Genomic DNA, 21,632 nt, shown 5'->3' on the forward strand with positions numbered 1-21,632 from the left:
GGTGAGGGGTCGTGCCGTTCGGACACCACGGACACTAGAAACAGTCGACGCTTCCTTCTGCGCAGGAATGCACACTCGCGGCTGAAGGTGCACTATTACGGATTTAAAGACCTTCCGTAGCCGATGGTCCCGTGCAACCACTCTGCTCTGCGCGGCGTGCCGGCAGGGCCTTGCGCCGGCGCCGCAGCCGTCGGTGTTCGGCCTGGGGCCCGCGTCTTGCTCCCCTTCGCCTGACCGGGCTGTTCGCACTCGCCACGGAGCCCTTCCGGGATCGGACCCCGCTCGTCCGGTGGAAGACGGGCTTCGCCCACGGCCCGCCCGGCATCGGTGAGATCACCACGCGCCGTGCTCCGTGTCCCGCCGAGGTGCTCCGTCGAGGTGCTCCGTCGAGGTGCTCCGCCGAGGTGTTCCGCCGAGGTGCTCCGTCGAGGTGTTCCGCCGAGGCCGGACCGCACCGCGCAGGCGAGCCCACGCCCCGACGAGCCGGACCTCGAACAGGCCCTGGATCGTGATGCCTTCTCGCTCCTCCGCGCAGCTCCGTGTGCGCTGTAAGCGGTCACCCGGTGGCCTGTTTCCACCTCATGAGGATATTGGCTCGTTCGTGGTGGAATGCCGGAAAAGACCATTGTTCGGTGCGCGGACGATTAAAGGTGCCACTGGATCACATGGCGATTTCATCTTTTCCCTAGAAATGGCGCCAAGTCTTTGTCTTTCGCATGTCGGGCGACAGGGAGCCGAAATGCCGATTAGTAAGGTCGGAGGATATGGCGCGTCATCGGTAATGTGCCTGAGCTGAGCCGTACCAAAGGAAAAGGGCAGTTTGATGAAAGATGCCGGTCGCCCTCGCCTCGTACCGAGAAACATCGTCGGTTCCTTGCGGGTGTGGGCCCTCGCGGTCCTGATCGCGACAGGAGGCATCGCCGCGACACCGTGTACCGCGAAAGCGTTGGCGACACCGGTCGCGCTGGGCACGGCCGCCGACTTCGCGGTACTGGGCGGGGCCTCTGTCACGAACACCGGGTCCACTGTCGTCACCGGAGATCTGGGGGTCAGCCCGAGCGCCACGGTGACCGGCTTCCCGCCCGGCACCGTGATCGGAACCCTCCACGCCGCCGACGCCGCCGCCGCACAGGCTCAGACGGATCAGCTCGCCGCCTACAACGACGCCGCCTCCCGCGCTCCTGACGCCACCATCCCGACACAGCTCGGTGGGACCACCGTGACCCCCGGCGTCTACGACTCCGCCGCGGGCACATTTCAGATCACGGGAAACGTGACGCTCGACGCCCAGGGCGACCCCGACGCGGTCTTCATCTTCCAGGCCGCCTCCACCCTTGTCACCGCGGCCGCCGGCACGGTGACCCTCGCCGGGGGAGCGCAGGCATGCAACGTCTTCTGGCAGGTAGGCAGCTCGTCCACTCTGGGAGCCAATACCGACTTCTCCGGCGACATCCTCGCGCTGACCTCGATCACTGTGGGCAGCGGTGTGACCGTGGACGGTCGAACCCTGGCGCACAACGGCACCGTCACACTGGACACGGACACCATCACCCTGTCCGCCTGCGCGGATCCTTCCGACAGGTCCACCACCACCACGGTGAACTCGTCATGCGCCATCAGCCAGCAAAGCCCGATCACCTTCACCGCGACGGTGAGGTCTCCGAGCGGGATCGTCCCCACCGGCCCGGTCGAATTCTTCGGTGACGGAGTAAGTCTGGGCACGGCCCAACTCGACGGCACAGGCCACGCCGAGTTGACCGTCGCCCCTCTCTCCGAAGGTGTGCATGAGATCGTCGCCGTCTTCCCCGGTACGACCGAACTGGACGGCAGCACATCACCGGTCTTCATCCAGGCCGTCGACTCCCAGGGCTTCTGCCTGATAGAGGGATGTGGGCCGGCGTGTGGCGGTGAGCCTCAGGCCAGGGTGCTGTCCACGACGGCGGAGCGTACGGCCTGCTCGCCGCGCCGGCCCTCTGCGGACGTAACGGTCGCCGACGACCCCCTGAGGATTTCCCGCCTTCGCCCGAAGAATGCGCCGGACACTTTCACTGTGAATTCAATGACCCGCAGGCCGAAGATCGCACCATGAAGTCCCTGTGGTCATGAATGCGAACCTCGATGGGCTGCTCTCCATCGCTTTCCCGTCATTATATTGTTAATTTACGGTTCGACGGCCAGGTCAATGTATTCCGGAGCATTTATCGGGTATCCCATGATCACTGCCCATGCGTCACAGAGGCTGCCCTTGGGGCCCCGAACGACACGGAATGACATGAATTCCAGCGATAGTAGACATGTCGTGATCTCACGGCTTGGCAGGTGCGCCCGAAATCGGGGTATTGCGGTAGTTCTCGTTGGTGTTTTTTTCTTTACGTCGTTTCAAGTGCCGATAAACATGCTCAAGGAAAAATCGGTCGGTATTCACCTGATCGCACAGGTCAAGGAGGGAAAGCCGGTCTCGTCCTGCCCTCCCGTCGCCGCCTCCCGAAGGCCGCACGTCCATGCGAGAGGTCATTGCCGGAAGAGATGCTGCAGGCCATGCAGGTGCAAGGGCAAGCTTTGCGTGTGCCCGCGTGGCCCACGCGGACCGAAAGGCAGGAAAGGGTCCAAGGGCGCAACGGGTCGAACCGGCCCGTACGGCCCTCGGGGCCCAGAAGGTCCCGCAGGTGAGACTGGCCTGCCCGGAGCCACCGGCTCAAAAGGACCAGCAGGTGCGACGGGTGCGACAGGACCCGAGGGGCCAGTAGGTGCGACCGGTGCGACGGGTCCGGTAGGGCCGCGGGGAGAGGTCGGTCCGGCAGGACCGGAAGGGCCGCCGGGCGCAGCCAGTGTGACAGGGCCCGAAGGACCGGAAGGTGCGACGGGTCCGGTAGGGCCCGCAGGGCCGCGGGGGGAGATCGGTCCGGCAGGACCGGAAGGGCCGGCGGGCGCAACCGGTGCGACAGGACCCGAGGGGCCAGTAGGTGCGACCGGTGCGACGGGCGCGGTAGGGCCGCGGGGAGAGGTCGGTCCGGTAGGACCGGAGGGGCCGACGGGTGCGACCGGTGCGACGGGCGCGGTAGGGCCCGCAGGGCCGCAGGGGGAGACCGGTCCGGCAGGACCAACAGGCGCGACGGGTCCGGTAGGGCTGCAAGGGGAGGTCGGTCTGGTAGGGCCCGAGGGTCCGGCGGGTGCGACCGGTGCGATGGGTCCGGTAGGGCCCGCAGGGCCGGAAGGCCCGGTGGGACCCGCAGGTGCGACGGGTGCGACGGGTCCGGTAGGGCCGCAGGGAGAGGTCGGTCTGGTAGGGCCCGAGGGTCCGGCGGGTGCGACCGGTGCGATGGGTCCGGTAGGGCCGCAAGGGGAGATCGGTCCGGTAGGACCGGAAGGACTTGCGGGTGCGACGGGCGCGACGGGCGCGACAGGGCCCGCAGGGCCGCGGGGAGAGACGGGACTTCAGGGACCTCCGGGAGCGACCATCTGCTGCACCGACACGTGGGGCGTCATCGGTCGCGAATCGGATGGCGGACCGAGCGCCGTTTACCGTGTCGGCCCGTATGAGCGAGATCCCGTCACCGGCTCCTCGGCCACCGTGCCGCCGCCCTATGGCGTCGGCAGCCTGGGAATCATCGTCGGAGACAGCCCGGATAAGATCACTTTCGGCAACGAGACGGACTTCGCGGAGTTGTCGATCAGTGATCTCACGATTTTGAGGTACTGGGCGTTCGCGGGCACCGACTCTCCGGCCGAGGTCTCCGTGCCGGGGCTGAGCATAGAGGTCGATCCCAACATGGGCTCGGCGGACTACGCGACCTTGATCTATCTGCCTGACACCTCTACCAGCCCTTCGGCTCCCGACCCCCGGCTGCCCAACACCTGGCAGCAGTACGACGCCGGCGCGGCCGGCAGCCAGTGGTACGCCACCGGGGCGACGGGCGCTTTGATCAACTGCACTCTGGCTTCTCCGTGTTCGTTCGACGAGCTCAAGGCCGCGCTGCCGGATGCGGTGATCACGCTGAGTCTTGGGTTCAGCATGGACACCGCCTTCATCGGCGCGATCGACGGACTGCAGGTGAACAACACGGTCTACGACTTCGGGCCCCTTGGAACACGGAAACTGGCCGTGGCACCTTAGGCCTGCTCGTGGTCCGGATCGTCAGGGTGTGGATTCATCTGCGAGGCGCCGTCCCGGGGATGGATCCGGAATTTCCAGCACACTTGCAGACCCGAACTCAGGACACCGTCCTAGTTGCCCCAGCCAAGGAGCCAGACCTGGCCGTCGGCGCCGTAGCGGTTCTTCTGCCACGGGTATATCCGGGCGGAGCACACGCCCGTGAAACGGCTGTAGGCCGTGCAGAAACGCCATCTGTCGATGACGTCCCAGACGTTCCAGCCGACCCCGTAGGCCTGGATGTTCTGGCAGCCCTCGTAGATGTAGGTGGGAAGGCTCGTGCTCCCGGTGCAGCCGGCCGAGGTGTACGTGATCTGGAAGCCGTCGCCGCACCAGGTGTGATAGGCGCTTCCCTGGAGAGCGGGATACCCGTACGTCGTCGTGAGATACCAGCAGCCTGTCGCGAGATTGGCGGGACCGACGGTTCCCGTCCGCTTCACGGGAGTAAGAAGATTGCTGGTGAATTTACCCTGGGACGTGTCGATAATACTGGGAACCGTTTCCCTCTGGCGGGACATGTCGATGTATTCATCAAGCCCCTGTTCCCGGATCTCGGCGGCCGTCAGAGCGCGTACGGTGGGCCTGGGGGGCGGTGCGACCTCCCCCGGCTGAGGTGCGGGTTCCCACGACCGTGGGGTGACCTCCCAGGGCTGGGGCGCGGCTTCCGCGGGCTGGGGCGCGGGCGGATTGTCCGGAATGCCCGGCGGCACGGGAGAGAAGGCCCCGAGGCTCAGGACGGCCGCCACCGCGAAGGCGCAGTTGACCGTGACTCGGGCGAATCGTCGCTTCAATGGCATACGGCATGCTCCTTATCAAAAAAGCGCGCCATGGACGGAGCTCGTCGATATCTCCGTCGGCGGCGCGATCTTGATGGCGTGGAAAATATATACGCCCTCCTTTGAGGGGGGATCGAATTCCGTTTCCGGCAGGGTAAATGAAAATTTCCTCGCCCTGTCATCCGAAGGTGTCGGGTGTCCTCTCCGGTCCGCGAGGCCACTCGCCGGGCCGTTTCGACCCGCCCGGGACTCTCTCGTTCTCAAAACGGGTGATCTAGTCTGTTCGCCGTCAACCGCACCCCCGTTCCACGGTCCGCGCCACGGGCCGGGGAGCGTGCCGAGACCTCACCCACACGACGAACGCGGCGGAGCGAACGGAACGAATGTGGACCTTCTAACGACCCTGACGCTCGTGATCGGTGTGCTGGTCCTGGTGACCGCGTTCACGGTGGCCGCGCGGCGCCTGCTCGACCTGCGGTTCGGGATCGTCCGCACGCTGCTGGCCGGAACATTCGTGGTCCTGATCGCCGGGCCGCTCATGAAGGCGTTCGCGGGGACGGTGGCCCCGGACGACCCCGGTGTCACCCCGATCTGGTTCTTCATCCTCGCCGTGGTCTGCGCCCTGCTCGCCGGGCTGGTACCCCTGGTGATCGCCGAGGCCCTGATGCCGTCCGGATCGCTGCCGGGACCACTGGAGCTGGCGGGAAGGCTGCGCCGCCACCTGATCCGTTCGCGCCGCTACCTCCGCATCACGCGCATCCTCGTACGGCACGGTCTCGGACCGTACCTGCGCGGCCGGGACCCCGACCTCGGTGCGCCCTCCAGCAGGGCCCGGCTGGCCAGGTCGCTGCGTGAGGCCCTCGACGACGGCGGGGTCACGTTCGTGAAACTGGGCCAGATCCTGTCCACCCGGAGCGACCTGCTGGCGGTGGAGTTCGTCGAGGAGCTGCGCCTGCTGCAGGACGGCGCGGCCTCGGCGCCGTGGACGGAGATCGAGCCGGTGCTCGTGGCCGAGCTGGGCGGGCCCGTGGAGGAGACGTTCGCCGATTTCGACCGCGAACCGCTCGCCGCCGCCTCGATCGCGCAGGTCTACCGCGCCAGGCTGCGGACGGGCGAGGAGGTGGTGGTCAAGGTCCAGCGCCCGGGGATCGCCACCGTGGTCGAGCAGGACCTCGACATCATCGACCGCCTCGCCCACTCGCTCGAACGACGCACCCGCTGGGGGCGCGCGTTCGGCGTCGCCGCCCTGTCCAGAGGATTCGCCGACGCGCTGCGGGAGGAACTCGACTTCCGGATCGAGGCCGGGAACATGGCCGCCGTGGCGGCGGTCTCCGCGGGCGAGCCGGTGCACGTGCCGGTGCCGTACCCGAAGCAGTCCGGACGGCGGGTGCTCGTCATGGAATGGCTGGACGGCACCCCGCTGGGGTCCGCCGCGCCCGGTGGGCAGGCCGGGCAGGAGCTCGCCAGGACCCTGCTCGACACGTTGCTGCGCCAGATCATGGTGCACGGGGTGTTTCACGCCGATCCTCACCCGGGCAACCTCATGCTCCTCGCCGACGGGCGCCTGGCGCTGCTCGACTTCGGCTCGGTGGGGCGGCTCGACGGCTCGCTGCGCGCCTCGCTGGGGCGCCTGCTCGGCGCGATGGACCGGGGGGACCCGCTCGGGGTGAGCGACGCCCTGCTGGAGGTGGTGCCGCGGCCGGACGAGATCGACGAGCGCGAGCTGGAACGCGAGCTCGGCCGGTTCATGGCCCGGCACCTGCTCGCCGGTACCGCCCCGGACGTGCGGATGTTCGGCCGGCTCTTCCGGATCGTCTCCTCGCACGGCCTGTCCCTCCCGCCCGAGGTGGCCGCGGTGTTCCGGGCCCTGGCGACGGTCGAGGGCACGCTCGCCCGGCTCGCCCCCGGGTTCGACATCGTCACCGAGGCACGCGTGTTCTCGCTCCGTCACCTCACCGAACGCCCCGACCACCAGCGGGTACGGGACGAGGTCACCCGGGAGGTGCTCGGCCTGCTTCCCATGGTGCGCCGCCTGCCCCGCCGGATCGAGCGGATCGCCGACGCGGCCGAGCACGGCCGGTTCAGCCTGAACGTGCGCCTCTTCTCCGACGAGCGCGACCGGCGGCACGTCACCGGGATGCTCCACCAGGTGCTGCTCACCGTGCTGGCGGCCACCACGGGTCTCATGGCCGCGCTGCTGCTCGGGGCCGACACCGGCCCGCGCGTCACCCCTGGGGTCGGGCTGCACCAGCTCGTCGGCTACAACCTCCTGCTCGTCAGCGCCATCCTGGGGCTGCGGGTACTGGTGGTCATCTTCCGAAGGAACGGGTGAACGGCCCGCCGCCTCCCGCGACCGTTGGAACCGGCGCGGGAATCGGATAGGAAGGAACCCATGACTACCGAGCAGACGTTCGTCATCGTCGGAGCGGGCCTGGCGGGTGCCAAGGCGGCGGAGTCCCTGCGCGACGAGGGCTTCGAGGGCGGGATCACGCTGATCGGCGCCGAGACCGAGCTCCCCTACGAGAGACCCCCGCTCTCCAAGGGCTATCTGCTCGGCAAGGAGGAGAAGGCCAAGCTCTATGTCCACGACGAGGACTGGTACGCCGCCAACTCCGTGGAGCGGCTGCTCGGGCGCCGCGCGACGGGCCTCGACCGGGTCGCGCACCACGTGGAGCTCGACGACGGGCGGCGCGTCCGGTACGACAAGCTGCTGCTCGTCCCCGGCTCCTCCCCGCGCCGCCTCGACGTACCCGGCGCCGACCTGGACGGCGTGCACTACCTGCGCAGTCTCGGCGACTCGGAGCGGCTGCGCGAGGCCGTCCGCGGCGGCGGCAGGAGGGTGGTCGTCGTCGGCGCGGGCTGGATCGGGCTGGAGACCGCCGCGGCCGCCAGGGAGTACGGCTGCGAGGTGACCGTCGTCGAGCCGAGGGCGGTGCCGCTGCACGCCGCGCTCGGCCCCGAGCTGGGCGCCTTCTTCGCCGACGTGCACCGGCGCCACGGCGTCGACGTACGGCTCGGCCGCGAGGTGACCGGGCTCCTCGGCCCCGGGAACGTCCGCGCGGTCGCCACCCACGACGGCGAGGAGATCCCGGCCGACATCGTGATCGTCGGCATCGGCGTGAGTCCCGACACCGAACTCGCCGAGCGGGCGGGCCTGGCCGTGGACAACGGGATCCTCGTCGACGAGTCCCTCCGCACCGACGACCCCGACGTCTACGCCGCCGGTGACGTGGCCAACGCGTTCAACCCCCTGTACGGCACCCGCATCCGCGTCGAGCACTGGGCCAACGCCCTCAACGGGGGAGTGGCCGCGGCCAGGGCCATGCTCGGCCAGAAGGTGGTCTACGACAGGCCGCCGTACTTCTTCACCGACCAGTACGACGTCGGCATGGAGTTCTCCGGCTGGTTCGCGCCCGGGGGATACGACTCCGTGGTCATCCGGGGAGACCTGGAATCGGAGGCCTTCCACGCCTTCTGGCTCTCCGGCGGACGTGTCGTGGCGGGCATGCACGTCAACCAGTGGGACGAGGGCATCTCGCCGGCGCAGGAGCTGATCCGCGGCGGCGCGACCGTCGCCCCCGACCGGCTCACCGACCTCTCCGTACCGCTGGCCGACCTCGCGAAGAGCTGACCCGCCCCCGCCGTCCCCTCGCTCTCACCCCCTCCCATGAACCGGAGCGGCTACCACGCCCGTCCACGGGTAAAAGCCCTTCTGAGGAGGGTGGTGAGACGAAGGCGAGGAGACGGGCATGACCGACACGGCCCCCACCGGCAAGCTGACCATAGAGACACACGGCCGCCGGGAGGCGCTCGCGCTGGCCGGGACGATCTGCGATCTCTACGAGGCGGTGTTCTCGCTGCCCCCGTTCGACGGGAACGCCGCGGAGTTCGCCAACCAGCGCTCCTACTTCCCCCGGCTGGCCGACCGGCCAGGCTTCCGGCTGACCACCGCGCGGTCCGGGGCGGAGTTCGTCGGGTTCGGGTACGGCCACCTGCTGCCGGCCGACACCCGCTGGTGGAGCGCGCTGGCCGACCCGGTCGGCGAGGAGTTCGCGGCCGAGACCGGGAGCAGGACGTTCGTCGTCGTCGACTACGGGGTGCTGCCCGACTGGCGAGGTGCCGGGATCGGGCACCGGATCCACGACGAGCTGCTCTCCGGGTCCGGGGCCGAGCGGGCCACGCTCTCGGTGCAGCCCAAGGCCGTGCGGACCCGGGAGGTCTACCGGAGGTGGGGATGGCGGAAGGTGTCCGAAAAGCTGATGGACCCGCCGATCCCCGCCCCGGTCTTCGAGATCCTGGTGCTTGAGGAGATGCCAGGGGCGCGCTGATCGATCGCGATGAGCGGGAAAGCCGTCAGGCGATGAGCTGGAAGGTGTGCAGCTTCTCGTCCAGGGCGGCGACCTGGCGGGTCCTCGCCCACGGATTCAGCGTCTCGCGGACCTCCACCACCGAGCGGGCCAGCCGCGGCGAGGTGTTCTTGCAGGTGAGGCGGGCGGCCTCGCCGATCTGCTCGCACGCCTCGTCGATGGCGCGCAGCCGCAGGTGTCCGCGCGCCAGATCCAGGCGGCTGAACGCCAGGTTGCGGACGAACGCCGGATCGATCCGGGCCAGAGACCGCGCGGCCATCTCGACGGCGGTCTGGGCGTCACCCATGTCCAGCAGGCACTTGGTCCTGGTCGACAGATACTGCCCGTCGCCGTAGAAGTAGAGAAGCTTGGCCCCCACGTCGCCCTCGCCCGCGTGGCCCAGCTCGCGGCGGGCCTGGTCGAGGCTGGTCATGCACCGGGCGTGGTCCTTGTGACGGTCGTTCTTGGCCGAGCGGCGCAACACCGCCGAGTAGGCGCGGGCGCCCACGTCGCACGCGTACGACACCAGCAGCTTGCTGTTGGCGCGATGCCCCCAGGCCAGCGCCCCCAGCGCGTGCTCGACGCCCTGGCGGGGGTCGCCCCGCCAGGTCGCCAGCTGTGACCAGTTGGCCAGGACGAAGCTGTTCATCGCGTCGTCGTCGGCCTGGTGCGCGGCCACCTTGGCCTGCTCGTAGTAGTGGTTCGCCCCGTTGAAGTCGTTGAGGTTGAACAGCACCCAGGCGGTGAACCTGCAGATGTTGGCCAGCAGCGACAGCAACCGCTCGCGCACCTCGTCGTTCGACGCGGCCGGGATGAGCGACCGCACCAGGTGGTGCTGGGCGAGCACGGTCCCCAGCACCGACTGGGGGCCGAGGGTGTCCTCCTGCCGCATGCAGTGGTGCAGGACCGCGTCGATGTGGTCGACGGTGGCCTCGTCCACCCGGGACGGTTCGGCGGCGATCAGGGCGAGCCGGTCGAGCTCGTCGTCGTTGAGCCGGGCCAGCAGCGGAGAGGCCGCCGCCGCGGCGGCGGCGGCCCTGATCAGGGCGAGGACGTCGCGCCGTTTCATGGTCGCCGCCCACTGGGCGAGCGCCCGCACCAGGGCGTCGTACTCCTCGTCGCGGGAGGTCCCGAACGGCACGGGTCCCGTGGGCAGGGTGGGCAGGGCGGCCAGCACCCCCCGGATGTCCTCGGGGCCGAGGCTGCCCGCCGCCCCGGCCGCCACCAGCGCCCGCCCCCGGGACCGGACGGCCGGTGTGTTGTGCTCGTCGGCATCGCGGTGGTCTTCACCGTCGACCAGGTCGGCGGTGCGGCACTGGTAGATGCGGGCCAGCCGGTTGAGCCCGGCGATCGGCGGCTCGTTGCCGGTGGGGCCGGGCCACGCTTCCCACGACCCGAGTTTTCGGGTCGTCAGTGGCTCGTTCGGCCAGTACTCGTTCCATAGATGGCAGACCTTGGCTTGTGTCAGGCGATGCGCCTCACGGAAGCCCTGGCGGGAGTTCAGGCGCCAACGTCGCTTGAACTCAGCGGCGACCTCGGCCCACGTGAAACCGCGCTCGCGAAGCTCAGCGCTGAAGGCGTCCATCTGTTGCTTGACGCTGCGCGGTGCACGTGGCATCGGCTCGGCCCCCTCCCGGCGGGTTCTCCGGCGGCGATTCTTCGGGCTGAACGTTACTGGTCGCTCACGTTCGGTGACGGCCGAGTACAGAAACCGGCGATCAGATCACCGCTCCCTGCAATGCCGTCGCTCTGAGGCGCGATGTGACCCCTGAGAGTGACGAACAGACTCGGTGTCGTCGCCTGTTTCCAGCACGCTCCGTACAGCAGGGTTGAGACAACGCCGGAGCCGTCGGATTCGTGTGGTCTCAGCGCTCGGGCGGGGGCGTCCCCATTCTGCGCCGGGGACGCGCGACCGAACCTTCGTTGAACTTCCCTGGAGCCATCAATGACCGTGCTCCCCGTCGAACGGCCGGGACCGATGCACTCACCGTTTCACCCTGATCCGGACACCGCCGACCACCTGTCCCTGGACGCGAACGAGCTGTGGCTGGCGGCGCAGCCGGCCGCGGCCGCCCAGGCGCGCGACTTCACCCGCGCGCGACTGCTGGCGTGGGGCCTGGAAGAACTGTCCGACCTCTGTGTCCTGGTCGTCTCCGAGATGACCACCAACGCCATCAAGGCCACCGCCACCCCGCCCGTCCCGTACGGCTACACCTGCCCGTCCGCCTCCGGCCGCCACCCGCACACCGCCGCCTGTCCGCCCGCCTGCGCCCGCGCGCGGACCGCCGACCCGGACCCGATCCTCCTGCGGCTCCGCCTCACCACCGCGGGCCTGTTCGCGGAGGTCTGGGACGGCTGCGACGGCTCGCCCGAGGTCACCGACGCCGGGGAGGACGACGAGAGCGGCCGGGGCCTGTGGCTCGTCGGCATGTGCACCGACGAGTGGGGGCACTACCGGTCACAGGACGGGGGAAAGGTCGTCTTCGGCCGCTGGGCCCTGCCGTCCGCCTGGCACATCCCGGACGTGCTGCCCTCGCGGCCGTACACGTACTCCCGGACTCACGCGACGCGCGGGTGATCCCTCACCCGCGCGGGGTGTACGCGGGGTATGCCGCCCGGTCCACGTCCGTGTCCGGCCACCGGCGGCGCAGTGCCTGTGCCGCCCGGCGGGCCCATCCGGCCAGGTGGGGCAGGGCTCGATGGTTCTCGGCGGTCGACGCCGCGGCGTCCAGGGTGAAGATCAGCTGAAGCCGGCTGTTCTCGCCCGGCGCCCGGGCGTCGAGCGTCGGGAACCGGGTGAGGCGGCAGGCGGCCCAGGTCAGGCACGCCGCGGCCAGGCCGAAGCCGAACAGGTGGTCGTCGTCGGCCTCCGGTACGCCCCGGGCCAGCGCGCGGCGGTAACCGGCCTCCAGGCCGGTCGCGACCGGGTCGGACACCGTCAGCCACGCCGGGCCCGGCACGTACAGGCACACGGCCGAGGTCAGGGTGTGCCGGTAGCCGGCGAACTCGAAGTCGATCAGCCGCCCGTCGCCGTCCGCCGTCAGGAAGTTGTTCGCCTCGGCGTCCCCGTTGGTCAACGCCAGGAAAGGGCCCGGATCGGCGAGTTCCGCCAGCAGCCCCGCCAGCTCGGTCCCGGCCCGGCCCGGCAGCGCGGCCCCGAATCCCGCGGCGTGCTCCACGGCCCGCCGCCACGCGTCGGCGTCCGAGCAGGTGAGGCCGAGGCCCGTGGCCGGTCGTCTCGCGAGATAGGGCTCCGCGTGCCCGGCCGTGGCCGCGCCCAGCTCGCCCAGCGCCCGCGCGAAGGCCGCCAGCCCCGCCGGTGGAGGCACCGCGCCCTCGCGGCGTAACACCCGGTCCAGCGGCGTGCGGGGAGCGAGGTCCTCCAGGACCAGGAGCGACGCCGCCATGTCGTCGGCCAGCACCCTGGGGGCGAGGTCGAGCCCGAGGTCCTCGGAGAGGAAGCGCAGCGCGGCCCGCTCGGTCACCACCTGTCTCGCGTCCATGCGCAGCCCGGACGGATCGCTGCGCAGCCACTTCACGATCACCGAGGAGGGGAGCCCGGACTCCGGGCCGGCGGAGTGCGCGTGCGGTCCGGGCTTCGGGTCGGCCGGGTACGCGCGCAGGACCGCCCACGGGGCCAGGTGCTCCATGCGGCCGAGCGCCACCGGCACCCCGAAGGCCTTCGCCAGCAGCACCTCCAGGTGAGCCCGATCGGGCAGTGGAAAGCTCGTCGCGGGAGGATCCACAGGTGGTGTCGGCACCCTGGCAGGGTGCCAGCCGAGGCCGCGGCCTTCAACGGGTTTCCCTCCCCGGCCGGATAAGGATTTTCTCGCCCGGCTCGCGAAGGGCAGAATGCCGGGATGGATGCGATCCTGCGCGCTGCGGGCGAAGTGGTGGGCGTCGAGTTGTCCGATCCGGTGGACCTCGGGGGCAGCCCGCGCAGCGTCGTCCTGCGCTGCCGGACGGCTTCGGGCGGCAGCGTCGTCGTCAAGAAGTTCGGCACTGAGCCCGAGGGACTGCGCGCCTTCGCCGCGGAGGCGGCCGGGCTCTCGCTGCGGCTGGCCGGCCCCGGACTGCTGGGCGTGGACGACTCGGTCCCGCTGCTGGTGATGGAGGACCTCGGGTCCGCGCCGACCCTGGCGGACGTGCTGCTCGGTGACGATCCGCGGGCCGCCCTGGACGGCCTTTCGGCCTGGGCGCGCGGGCTCGGGCGGCTGTCCGCCGCGTCGGTGCACCGGCGCGCCGACCTGGCCTCCCTGTCGGCCCGGTACGGCAGGGGCGTGCCGTCCTGGGACGAGGATCCGTGGACCGTACGGTACGCGGCCGGGTTCCCCTCGGCGCTCGCCGGGATCGGGATCGAGGCGCCGCCGGAGCTGGCGGGTGAGCTGGGGCGGATCGCGGCGACGGGAGCGGACGAGTATCTCGCCTTCACCCCCGGTGACACCTGCCCGGACAACAACCTGCTCACCCCGGACGGCCTGCGGCTGCTCGACTTCGAGTCGGCCTGCTACCAGCCGGTCTTCATGACGGCCGCGTACTGCCGGATGCCCTTCGCCACCTGCTGGTGCGTCTTCACACTGCCCCCCGGTCTGGCGGAGAAGATCGAGGACACCTACCGCGCGGAGGTCGTCGAGGCGTACCCGGAACTGGTCGAGGACGAGATCTGGCAGCCCGGGATCCGGCGGGCGGTCGCGCTCTGGACGGTGTATATGACGACCGAGCTGATCCCGCGCATGGCGAAGGACGGGCCGACGCACAGGGTCCGGCGTCCCGTCCCGACGCTGCGGCAGCTGCTGAGGCACCGCTGGGAGATGGCGAGCACCCTGGAGGAGTTCCCGGCCTTCTCGGAGACGATGCGGCTGCTGCTCCGGGAGGTCGCCGGCGGCTGGGACGTCCCTCGACTGCCGGGCTATCCCGCGTTCGGCGGCTGAGGATCCGAACGACCTCGTGAATTCGGGCGCCCGCGCGCCGGGCCCGGCGGTGAACCGGCCGGTTGATCCAGCCGGTTCGCCCGCCGGGCTCGTCCGTTTCCGCTTACCTCAGCCCGAAGGCGTCCTCTCCGGCTACCTCAGCCCGAAGGCCCGGACGATGGTCTGGGTGACGCTGTTGCCCGCGCTGTCACGGGCGCCGGCGCGCAGGGTGACCGTACGGGCGTCGCCCGGGGCGCGCAGCTTCGTCGTCCAGCCCTTCTTGCCGTGGTCGAGGCTCGCCCTGCTCCAAGTGGCGCCGTCGTCGTAGGAGACGTCCAGGGTGGCGGTGCCGATCCGGCCCGAGTCCACCACCGACGGCAGGTGCAGCGGGGTGACGGTGAGCTCGGCCCGGCGGCCGGCCCGGCCCGCCCGGTCCACGTCGACGTCGTAGTCGAGCTGGATCAGCGGCAGGTCCCTGGTCGAGTTGCTCTCGACGTACCCCGAGGTGAAGTTCCACTCGGTCAGGGTGCGCGTCGAGTACGGGTACACCGAGGCGTCGCGGGACGCCTCGTTGACCAGGCGGTAGGGCAGCCGGTCGGGGCTGACGATCGGCGCCAGAATCAGCGTACGGTCGAGCCGTTCGGTCTTCGCCTGCTCCACGAGGGTGTCGCCCTGGTAGAGCGAGAGGGTCTGCGTGGCGTTCGGGTTGAAGAGCGCCTCACCCGCGTGGCTGCCGCCCGAGGCCCCCCAGGAGGGCACGATGGCGACCAGCCCGTCGCCCGCGCGGGTCGGCAGCAGGGACGCCGTGTTCATCCGGGGCCGCTGGACCGGGCCGAGCCACCGCGCCTCGCTGGTCGTACCGCCCTTGTAGGTGAGGATGTCCGAGCGCTGCTGGGTCTCGTCGGGGATGACGTAGAGCGACTCGTGCCAGCGGACGGAGTCGTCGGTGGAGACCCAGTCGGTACGCCTGCTCTGTGCGGGCAGCGCGCTGGTGTAACCGCTGAACCCGGAGCGCAGGCCGTCCTGGAGGTCGATGCGGATCTCCACGGCCGCTTGCTGCCGGTAGTTGTCGAGCGAGACGTCGACGCGTGCCAGGTCGTCCTTCCGGGGCCGGTAGGTCGGGTCGGCCGGGACGGCCCCCTCCCACTTGTGGACGAGGTCGTAGAGGTAGGCGACGGTCGGGTGGGAGACGACGCGCAGCGGCACCGAACCGCGCTGGAGGCGGGCGATGAGCCGCTCGCCCTCGTCGCGGGTGATCGACGCCACGGCCAGCGGGGCGTCGGTCTGCACCGCGTCCCAGGCGTCGAGCCGGCCGCGACCGGGGTTGACGATCAGCAGGAGTTTCGCCCCCGCCCTCGCCGCGGCGTCGGCCTGCGCCTCCGGGGTGACGGACTCGCTCCATCGCACCACGGCGACCTTGCCCGACGCCTTGACCCAGGCGAACTCCGCCGCGGACCCCTCACCCGCGAAGACCGAGCCGTAGGTCCAGCGTCCCTCGGGCAGCGGCTTGGAACGGGTCTGGATCAGCAGGTCGTCGAAGTCGTGCGTCTCGGAGGAGACCGCCAGGCGGGGCTGCTCGTCGCGCCAGCGCGCGGCGAACGTCAGCTGCCCGTCGGTGACCTTCTTGCCGGTGGGCTGCACCCAGAGGCTGTCGTGCTGAACGCCGAGGAGGTAGGAGTCGCTCACGGCGCCGTTGCCGAACCCCCGGTAGAAGTCCATCCTGGCAATCGTCGTGGTCCGCGCCTGGTCCCTGCCGGACGGCAGGACGGACCTGACCTGGCGCGCGGTGGAGGCGTCCAGGGTGATCTCCACGTCACGGGTGAGGGAGATCTTCGGCTTGGCGAGCAGGACTCTGCCCAGGGAGTACGCGCCGTTGACGCCCTCCACGTCGCCCCACATCCAGACGGCGTAGTCGCCGATCGGCAGCCGCAGCTCGGCGGTGCCGGACGGGCCGACCTCGTGGTACTCGAACGTCTGGTGCCCGTTGGGCAGGTCCCGGGAGATCAGCAGGTCCCCGGCGAGGGGCTTGCCCGCGCGGTCCTTGGCGTGCACGGTGAGCTTCGCCCGCTCGCCCTCCTTGTAGAAGCCGATCGCGGTGTGGGCCAGCAGGGCGCCCTCGGCGTCCCTCGCGTCGAGCCGCGCGCTGAGGTGGCCGTCGAGCTCGGCCCGGTCGACGTTCAGGACCACGTTCACCGTGGCGGTGCCGCGCGCCGGTACCGTGACCTGGGCCGCGGACAGGTCGAACAGGCCCTCGGGTGCCCCGCCGGTGACCGCGAGGTCGAGGGTGACCGGGTTCTCCCCGAGGTTGGTGTAGGTGACCGGCTGCTCGCCCTTCTGGCCGGGGGCGTAGGGCCACCGGACCTTGACGTGGGCGGTGGCGGTGGCGAAGACGGTGTTGCGCGTGGCCGCCGCGACGTCGAGCATGCCGCCGCCGACCTGGTAGGCGCTGAACTGCGGCAGGAGCTTGCTGCTGCTGACCAGGGCGTCCTTGAGCTGCTGCCCGGTCCACTCGGGGTGGGTCCTCGACAGCAGGGCCGCCGCTCCCGCGACGTGCGGGGTGGCCATCGAGGTGCCGCTCATCGTCTGGTACGAGCCCTCGCCCCCGGCCGCGTACTGCGACCTGGCCGCCAGCACGTCCACGCCCGGCGCGGAGATCTCCGGCTTGAGCCCGTAGTCCTCCACGCGGGGGCCCCGGCTGGAGAACGGAGCCAGCGCCGTGCCCTTCGGGGCGACGCTCACCGCGGCCACCGACAACGCGGCGTCCGCGGTGCTCGGCGCGCTCACCGTGCTCTCCTCGGGCCCTGAGTTGCCGGCCGCGATGGTGAACAGCGCGCCGGTCTCGGCGCTGAGCTCGTTGACGGCCTGGCTGAGCGGGTCGGTGCCGTCCGTGGGCCCGCCGCCGAGGCTCATGTTGACGATCTTGGCGCGCTGGTCGCGGGCGGCCCACTCCATGCCCGCGATGATCCAGGAGTCCTGGCCGCTGCCCAGGTTGTCCAGGACCTTGCCGACCAGCAGGTCCGCGCCGGGGGCGACGCCCTTCTCCAGGCCCGCGGAGGCGGCGCCGGTGCCGGCGATCGTCGAGGCCACGTGCGTGCCGTGACCGTTGTGGTCCTTGACGTCCTCGCCGGGGACGAAGGTGGCGGTGTTCTTCACCCGGTCCCTGAGGTCGGGGTGGTCGGCGTCGACCCCGGTGTCGAGGACGGCGACCTTCACCCCCTCGCCGGTGTTCCCGGCCGCCCACACCTCGGGCGCGCCGGTCTGCGCGACGGTGTCGGCCAGGTTCGCCCTGGCCTTGCCGTCGAGCCAGACCTTGGCGATCCCCGAGGTGAGGGAGGGAACGCCGGTCGCGGTACGCGACTCCGCCCGCGGGTCCGACCCGGTGAGCGAGGCCCAGAAGCCCGCCGCGCCGTCACGGTCCGCGGACAGCGCGGCGCCCTGGATGCTGCTGAGCGTACGGACCTTCTCCGCCCCGCCCGGCACCTTCTCTGCGCGTCTGCCCACCGCGTCGTCGGTGTAGGTGACGATCAGGGGGAGGTGGTCGCTGCGCGCGTCGTCGTAGCCGTACTCCACGAGCCGCGTGACGTCGAAGAGCCCCTCGTCGAGGAGCCCCGCGCCGACGTACCGTGCGGCCGAGTCGGGATACACGTAGAGGTTGTCGTCGACGGTGCTGACCCGGGCGCCGACGCGCCCGCCGTCCGGGCCCGTGATCGACACGACGGTCAGGGCGCCGGCGATCCGCGCGAGCGTGACCTTGTCCCCGGTGATGAGGGTGACGGTGAGCGGGGTCCCGGCGGTTCCGGCGGCCTTGACGGTCTCGGCGAGCTTCGCCGGGGTGTCCCCGGGAGCGGTCGCGGAGGCGGTCGCGGACGTTCGCGCGAAGGCTTTCACGGGGGTCGTCGCGCCGGCGGATGCCGATACCGGTGAGGCCGCGAGGAGAACCGTGAGCGCGGAGGCCAGGGCGAGCAGCCCGTGCCTCCTGGGGGGAGTGCCGTGCAAGGAGTTTCTCCCGAAGTGGCGATGGTACAAAAGATCAAGGGCCATGATTCGGGATAAAACGGGCGTATATCAACAATCCCGTATGGCTAATTTAGGACATGTCGTAATCCCGACAGGGAGATGGCGGCCGAGGAAACCACGGACGGCGCGACCGGACGTCCTGGAACGACATCCCGAACGAGGTCCCGAGCGGCGGCCCGGAACATGACCGGTCACCCCGGCGAAGCACCCACCTGATCGTCCTTTCGCCCACTCGGCCATGTCCCTGACCGCGCGCCGAACTAAGATCAACAGATGCTCAAGCCGCCCTCCACGGCGCAGGTGACACCGCCCCCGAGAACACGTCCGAGGGTGGGCCGGATGCTGCGACGGGTGCTCGCCGTCGCGGTCGGCGTCTGCGCGCTGCTGGGCGCGGTACGGCTCGTCGTACCGGCCACCGCGGGCACGACCGGCGAGCCGCCCGGGGTCCAGCGGCAGCTGACGTTCCTGCGCGCGGCACTCGACGGGGGAGCGGGCGACCAGGCGCAGAACCTGTTCCCCGAGGGCTATTTCTTCCTGCACGCGCTGTACGGCCTGAGCTGGGTCGAGCTCGGCATGCGCACACCGGAGGGCGAGCGGTCGGCGGCACTGCGCGAGGCGCGCTGGGCACTGGCCCGGCTGGAGTCGCCGTCCGGCCGGGCCCCGTTCAGCGCGGACCTCACCCCGCCACACGGCGTCTTCTATCGAGGCTGGACCAACTGGCTGCGCGGCGGGACGCTCGCCCTGCAACCGCTCGCGCGACGCGACCCGGCCGAGCTGCGCCGGTTCGCCGACGACTCCGCCGCGCTCGGCGAGGCGTTCGCCGCGTCGGAGTCGCCCTACCTGGAGGCCTACCCCGGACAGGCGTGGCCGGTCGACTCGACCGTGGCCATGGCGTCGCTACGGTTGCACGACACGCTGCTGCCACCCCGGTATGCCGGTACCGCCGACCGCTGGCTCCAGGCGGTACGCCAGCGGCTCGATCCCCGCACCCGCCTGCTCCCGCACGAGGCCGAACCCGGCACCGGCGCCCCGGCCGAGGTGGCCAGGGGCAGCTCGCAGAGCCTCGGCCAGCGCTTCCTCGTCGAGATCGACCCGGCCTTCGCCGCCGACCAGTACCGGCGCTTCCGCGACCACTACGTCGTCACCCCACTTGGCCTCGGCCCGGCCGTACGTGAGTATCCCGTCGGCATGGACGGTCAGGCTGACGTCGACTCCGGCCCGCTCCCGCTCGGCGTGAGCCTCTCGGCGACCGCGGTCGCCCTCAGCACCGCCCAGATCCACGGCGACGCCCCCCTCGCCGAGGCGTTGGCGAACTACGGCGAACTGGCCGGCCTCCCGATCGACACCCCGTGGACGAAGAGGTACGCCTTCGGCGTGCTCCCGATCGGCGACGCCTTCCTGGCCTGGTCGAAGACGGCCCGCCCCTGGGTGGCGTCACCTCCTGCCCCGCCCCCGGCGACCATCTCGCCGTGGTGGCGCACACCGCTGCTGGCGTTGCTGCTCGTCATCGGCGTCGCTCCCTGGCTGCCCGCCTTGGTGTGGCGCTATCAAAACCGTGGCACCCGTCCAGGGCCGACGGGCGGGGTGGTGACTGAATGAGACCGGTCCGAAGACTGGAGTGAAACCGGCAGGCGACGACGCTGAGGTCCTGGGAACTTGGCAGCCGCTATGCGACCGGTCAAGAGACCGGAGTGAAACACCGAAGTGCGAGGTGACCGCGCCGACGAAGGCCGTGTCGCAATGAGACCGGTCTGGAGACCGGGGTGAAACCAGTCCACACCAAGGACACTCATCCCCGCCTCGTGCCCGCAATGAGACCGGTCCGGAGACCGGGGTGAAACGTGCGTCACCAGCAGTACCGCCCGCTACGAGACCGTGACCCCGCAATGAGACCGGTCCGGAGACCGGGGTGAAACCTGGACGTGGAGGGCTGGGTTCTGCACGACACCTACCACCCGCAATGAGACCGGTCCGGAGACCGGGGTGAAACGGTTCGCGAGCTGGCCATATAGCGGAAAGTAGCCAAGTCCATACTAGAAAGTGTCCGGTTTGACCCCGTGGCTGTTTGTCTGGGGTTAGGAACCCTCCAGGGAAAGCGTGCGTGCTTGGGGTTCCTAACCGCTGTCAGAAGTTGATGGCGTGGGTTGAGGAACTCCAGCAAGGCAAGGATCGAGACGCTGTGAATTTTCAAATAGCGAGGCTGCGTACGAGCCAGGATGCCCTTACGGACCTGCTCTGACAACCTGTGTTCCCCTACGCCGTGAAGCGGCGGCGTAGCGCTCGGAGGGCGACGCGTGCGGAGCGGGTGCGTAGGAGCAGGGCCGTCAAAATGACGAAAGCCGCGCCCACGGAGGCGTAGAACCAGGGGTCGTCCGGTTCCACCACCTGAAGCAGTGCGAGCGCGATTCCGGCCGGAACGGTAACGAGGGTGAATACCACTACTGCGCTGTTGACGTGGCGGGTCTCGTCTTCGCGGGTGAGCCGGTTGGCGTCGCTGATCTCGGTCAGAATCTGCTCGAAGCGTTCACGGAGACCGTGCTGGCGCTGGTAGGCGGTCAGGAGCCGGTTCGGGATGCCGTGGCTGGTGAGGTGCTGGGCCCACAGGCGGCGCCGGAAGGAACCGACCTCCCGTTCCAACTCGGCCATCGCCTCCGGACGGGTGGAGTCGAGCGCGGCCACACTGTGTTCCTCAAGATGTCTGAGCCCCTGGTTCTGGAGCAGACCGAGCATGAGGGCATCCAGATAGATGGAGCGCACATATAACTCCCCGTACCCGAAGAACCGATCCTCGGCCCCGTCATCGGTGCGGACGCCGATCACGCCCACACCGTCGCGCAGGACAGCGGCGTGCCAGTCGACGGAGAGCCTGATGATCTCGCTGTCGGCCGGTTCGAGGTTCTGAGGGTCGGGTGGATAGTCCGCCAGGGTGGTACGCGAGGCCAGGGACCATAGCCACTGATGTGTCACCGACCAGCGCCAGTATCTGGGCTGGCGATAGAGACGGGGGAGTCCTCTGCCACCAGAGGTTACGAAGCAGACCGTGAAAGGACGTCCGGGCTCGATCTTCGCCTGACCCTCGACAAGGGACTGCGGGTCGAAGCCGACGGGCGGTGCGTCCCGGCGACCGGCCAGGCCACGCAGCAGCGATATGGGTGCCCCTCGCCTGGGCCGCAGGTGAATGGCGACCAGCCCGCAGGCGTCCGGCTCGTCGGATGCCCGCAGCGCCTCGACGCCCAGGACCTCGACATCGCCGACGACGCGGTGAACGGGGTCGTGCCAGCGGCGGGGGCGATCGTCTCGCCCGTACAGGACGCGGGTGGCTTTGTCGCTGTAGTACTCGCCGCGTGCCTCGGCGGTGGAGCGCATCTGCCGATGCTGGAGGACCAGCGGCCCGGGTGCCCACTCGGGTGTGGAGGGGAACCGGGCCTCGTAG

The 21,632-nt window shown here is 70.2% G+C and carries 14 protein-coding genes; 8 read left to right on the plus strand and 6 right to left on the minus strand.

Translation table 11 applies throughout. The features are described from left to right. Positions 1 to 946 precede the first annotated feature (946 nt). The gene (locus tag ACTOQ1_RS38490) at positions 947 to 2,089 is read left to right on the plus strand and encodes an ice-binding family protein (RefSeq protein WP_440073052.1); all 1,143 of its coding nucleotides are present in this window, start codon (positions 947 to 949) and stop codon (positions 2,087 to 2,089) included. A gap of 216 nt (positions 2,090 to 2,305) precedes the next feature. On the opposite strand, the gene ACTOQ1_RS38495 is transcribed toward ACTOQ1_RS38490, so the two are convergent. Then, positions 2,306 to 2,515, minus strand: coding sequence for a hypothetical protein (locus ACTOQ1_RS38495; protein WP_440073053.1), 210 nt, complete (start codon positions 2,513 to 2,515; stop codon positions 2,306 to 2,308). A gap of 1,056 nt (positions 2,516 to 3,571) precedes the next feature. On the opposite strand from ACTOQ1_RS38495, the gene ACTOQ1_RS38500 reads away from it, so the two are divergent. Further along, positions 3,572 to 4,114, plus strand: a complete 543-nt coding sequence (locus ACTOQ1_RS38500; RefSeq protein WP_440073054.1) for a hypothetical protein — start codon at positions 3,572 to 3,574, stop codon at positions 4,112 to 4,114. Positions 4,115 to 4,224: 110 nt separating this feature from the next. Here ACTOQ1_RS38500 and ACTOQ1_RS38505 read toward each other — a convergent pair whose 3' ends face one another. Then, the gene (locus ACTOQ1_RS38505) at positions 4,225 to 4,590 is read right to left on the minus strand and encodes a hypothetical protein (protein WP_440073055.1); all 366 of its coding nucleotides are present in this window, start codon (positions 4,588 to 4,590) and stop codon (positions 4,225 to 4,227) included. A 721-nt stretch (positions 4,591 to 5,311) separates the two neighbouring features. Between ACTOQ1_RS38505 and ACTOQ1_RS38510 the strand changes: the two genes are divergently transcribed. The 3 genes from ACTOQ1_RS38510 (at position 5,312) to ACTOQ1_RS38520 (ending at position 9,254) form a co-directional block, all read left to right on the plus strand. Then, complete coding sequence (locus tag ACTOQ1_RS38510) at positions 5,312 to 7,258, plus strand: ABC1 kinase family protein (RefSeq protein WP_440073056.1); 1,947 nt, start codon at positions 5,312 to 5,314, stop codon at positions 7,256 to 7,258. Positions 7,259 to 7,318: 60 nt separating this feature from the next. Further along, on the plus strand, positions 7,319 to 8,557 hold the full coding sequence (locus ACTOQ1_RS38515) for an NAD(P)/FAD-dependent oxidoreductase (protein WP_440073057.1): 1,239 nt from the start codon (positions 7,319 to 7,321) through the stop codon (positions 8,555 to 8,557). Between the two features lie 118 nt (positions 8,558 to 8,675). Next, positions 8,676 to 9,254 (plus strand): GNAT family N-acetyltransferase, encoded by a 579-nt coding sequence (locus ACTOQ1_RS38520; protein ID WP_440073058.1) that lies wholly within the window; start codon positions 8,676 to 8,678, stop codon positions 9,252 to 9,254. Positions 9,255 to 9,279: 25 nt separating this feature from the next. On the opposite strand, the gene ACTOQ1_RS38525 is transcribed toward ACTOQ1_RS38520, so the two are convergent. Continuing rightward, positions 9,280 to 10,890 carry a hypothetical protein gene (locus ACTOQ1_RS38525; RefSeq protein ID WP_440073060.1) on the minus strand — a complete coding sequence of 537 codons (1,611 nt, stop codon included), beginning with the start codon at positions 10,888 to 10,890 and terminating at the stop codon, positions 9,280 to 9,282. Positions 10,891 to 11,217: 327 nt separating this feature from the next. On the opposite strand from ACTOQ1_RS38525, the gene ACTOQ1_RS38530 reads away from it, so the two are divergent. Then, a complete protein-coding gene (locus ACTOQ1_RS38530) occupies positions 11,218 to 11,850 on the plus strand; it encodes an ATP-binding protein (protein ID WP_440073061.1) in 633 nt (210 codons plus the stop codon). A 4-nt stretch (positions 11,851 to 11,854) separates the two neighbouring features. Here the strand turns inward: ACTOQ1_RS38530 and ACTOQ1_RS38535 are convergent, their stop codons facing one another. Further along, positions 11,855 to 13,033, minus strand: coding sequence for a hypothetical protein (locus tag ACTOQ1_RS38535; protein ID WP_440073062.1), 1,179 nt, complete (start codon positions 13,031 to 13,033; stop codon positions 11,855 to 11,857). Between the two features lie 99 nt (positions 13,034 to 13,132). On the opposite strand from ACTOQ1_RS38535, the gene ACTOQ1_RS38540 reads away from it, so the two are divergent. Beyond that, positions 13,133 to 14,203, plus strand: a complete 1,071-nt coding sequence (locus tag ACTOQ1_RS38540) for a hypothetical protein (protein WP_440073064.1) — start codon at positions 13,133 to 13,135, stop codon at positions 14,201 to 14,203. Positions 14,204 to 14,335: 132 nt separating this feature from the next. On the opposite strand, the gene ACTOQ1_RS38545 is transcribed toward ACTOQ1_RS38540, so the two are convergent. Continuing rightward, the gene (locus tag ACTOQ1_RS38545) at positions 14,336 to 18,178 is read right to left on the minus strand and encodes a S8 family serine peptidase (RefSeq protein WP_440073066.1); all 3,843 of its coding nucleotides are present in this window, start codon (positions 18,176 to 18,178) and stop codon (positions 14,336 to 14,338) included. 360 nt (positions 18,179 to 18,538) lie between these two features. On the opposite strand from ACTOQ1_RS38545, the gene ACTOQ1_RS38550 reads away from it, so the two are divergent. Then, complete coding sequence (locus ACTOQ1_RS38550; RefSeq protein WP_440073067.1) at positions 18,539 to 19,798, plus strand: hypothetical protein; 1,260 nt, start codon at positions 18,539 to 18,541, stop codon at positions 19,796 to 19,798. A gap of 654 nt (positions 19,799 to 20,452) precedes the next feature. On the opposite strand, the gene ACTOQ1_RS38555 is transcribed toward ACTOQ1_RS38550, so the two are convergent. Next, on the minus strand, positions 20,453 to 21,565 hold the full coding sequence (locus ACTOQ1_RS38555) for a hypothetical protein (RefSeq protein ID WP_440073069.1): 1,113 nt from the start codon (positions 21,563 to 21,565) through the stop codon (positions 20,453 to 20,455). Between the last annotated feature and the right edge of the window lie 67 nt (positions 21,566 to 21,632).

Source organism: Streptosporangium sp. OZ121, from assembly GCF_051918885.1.
GTDB lineage: Bacteria > Actinomycetota > Actinomycetes > Streptosporangiales > Streptosporangiaceae > Streptosporangium.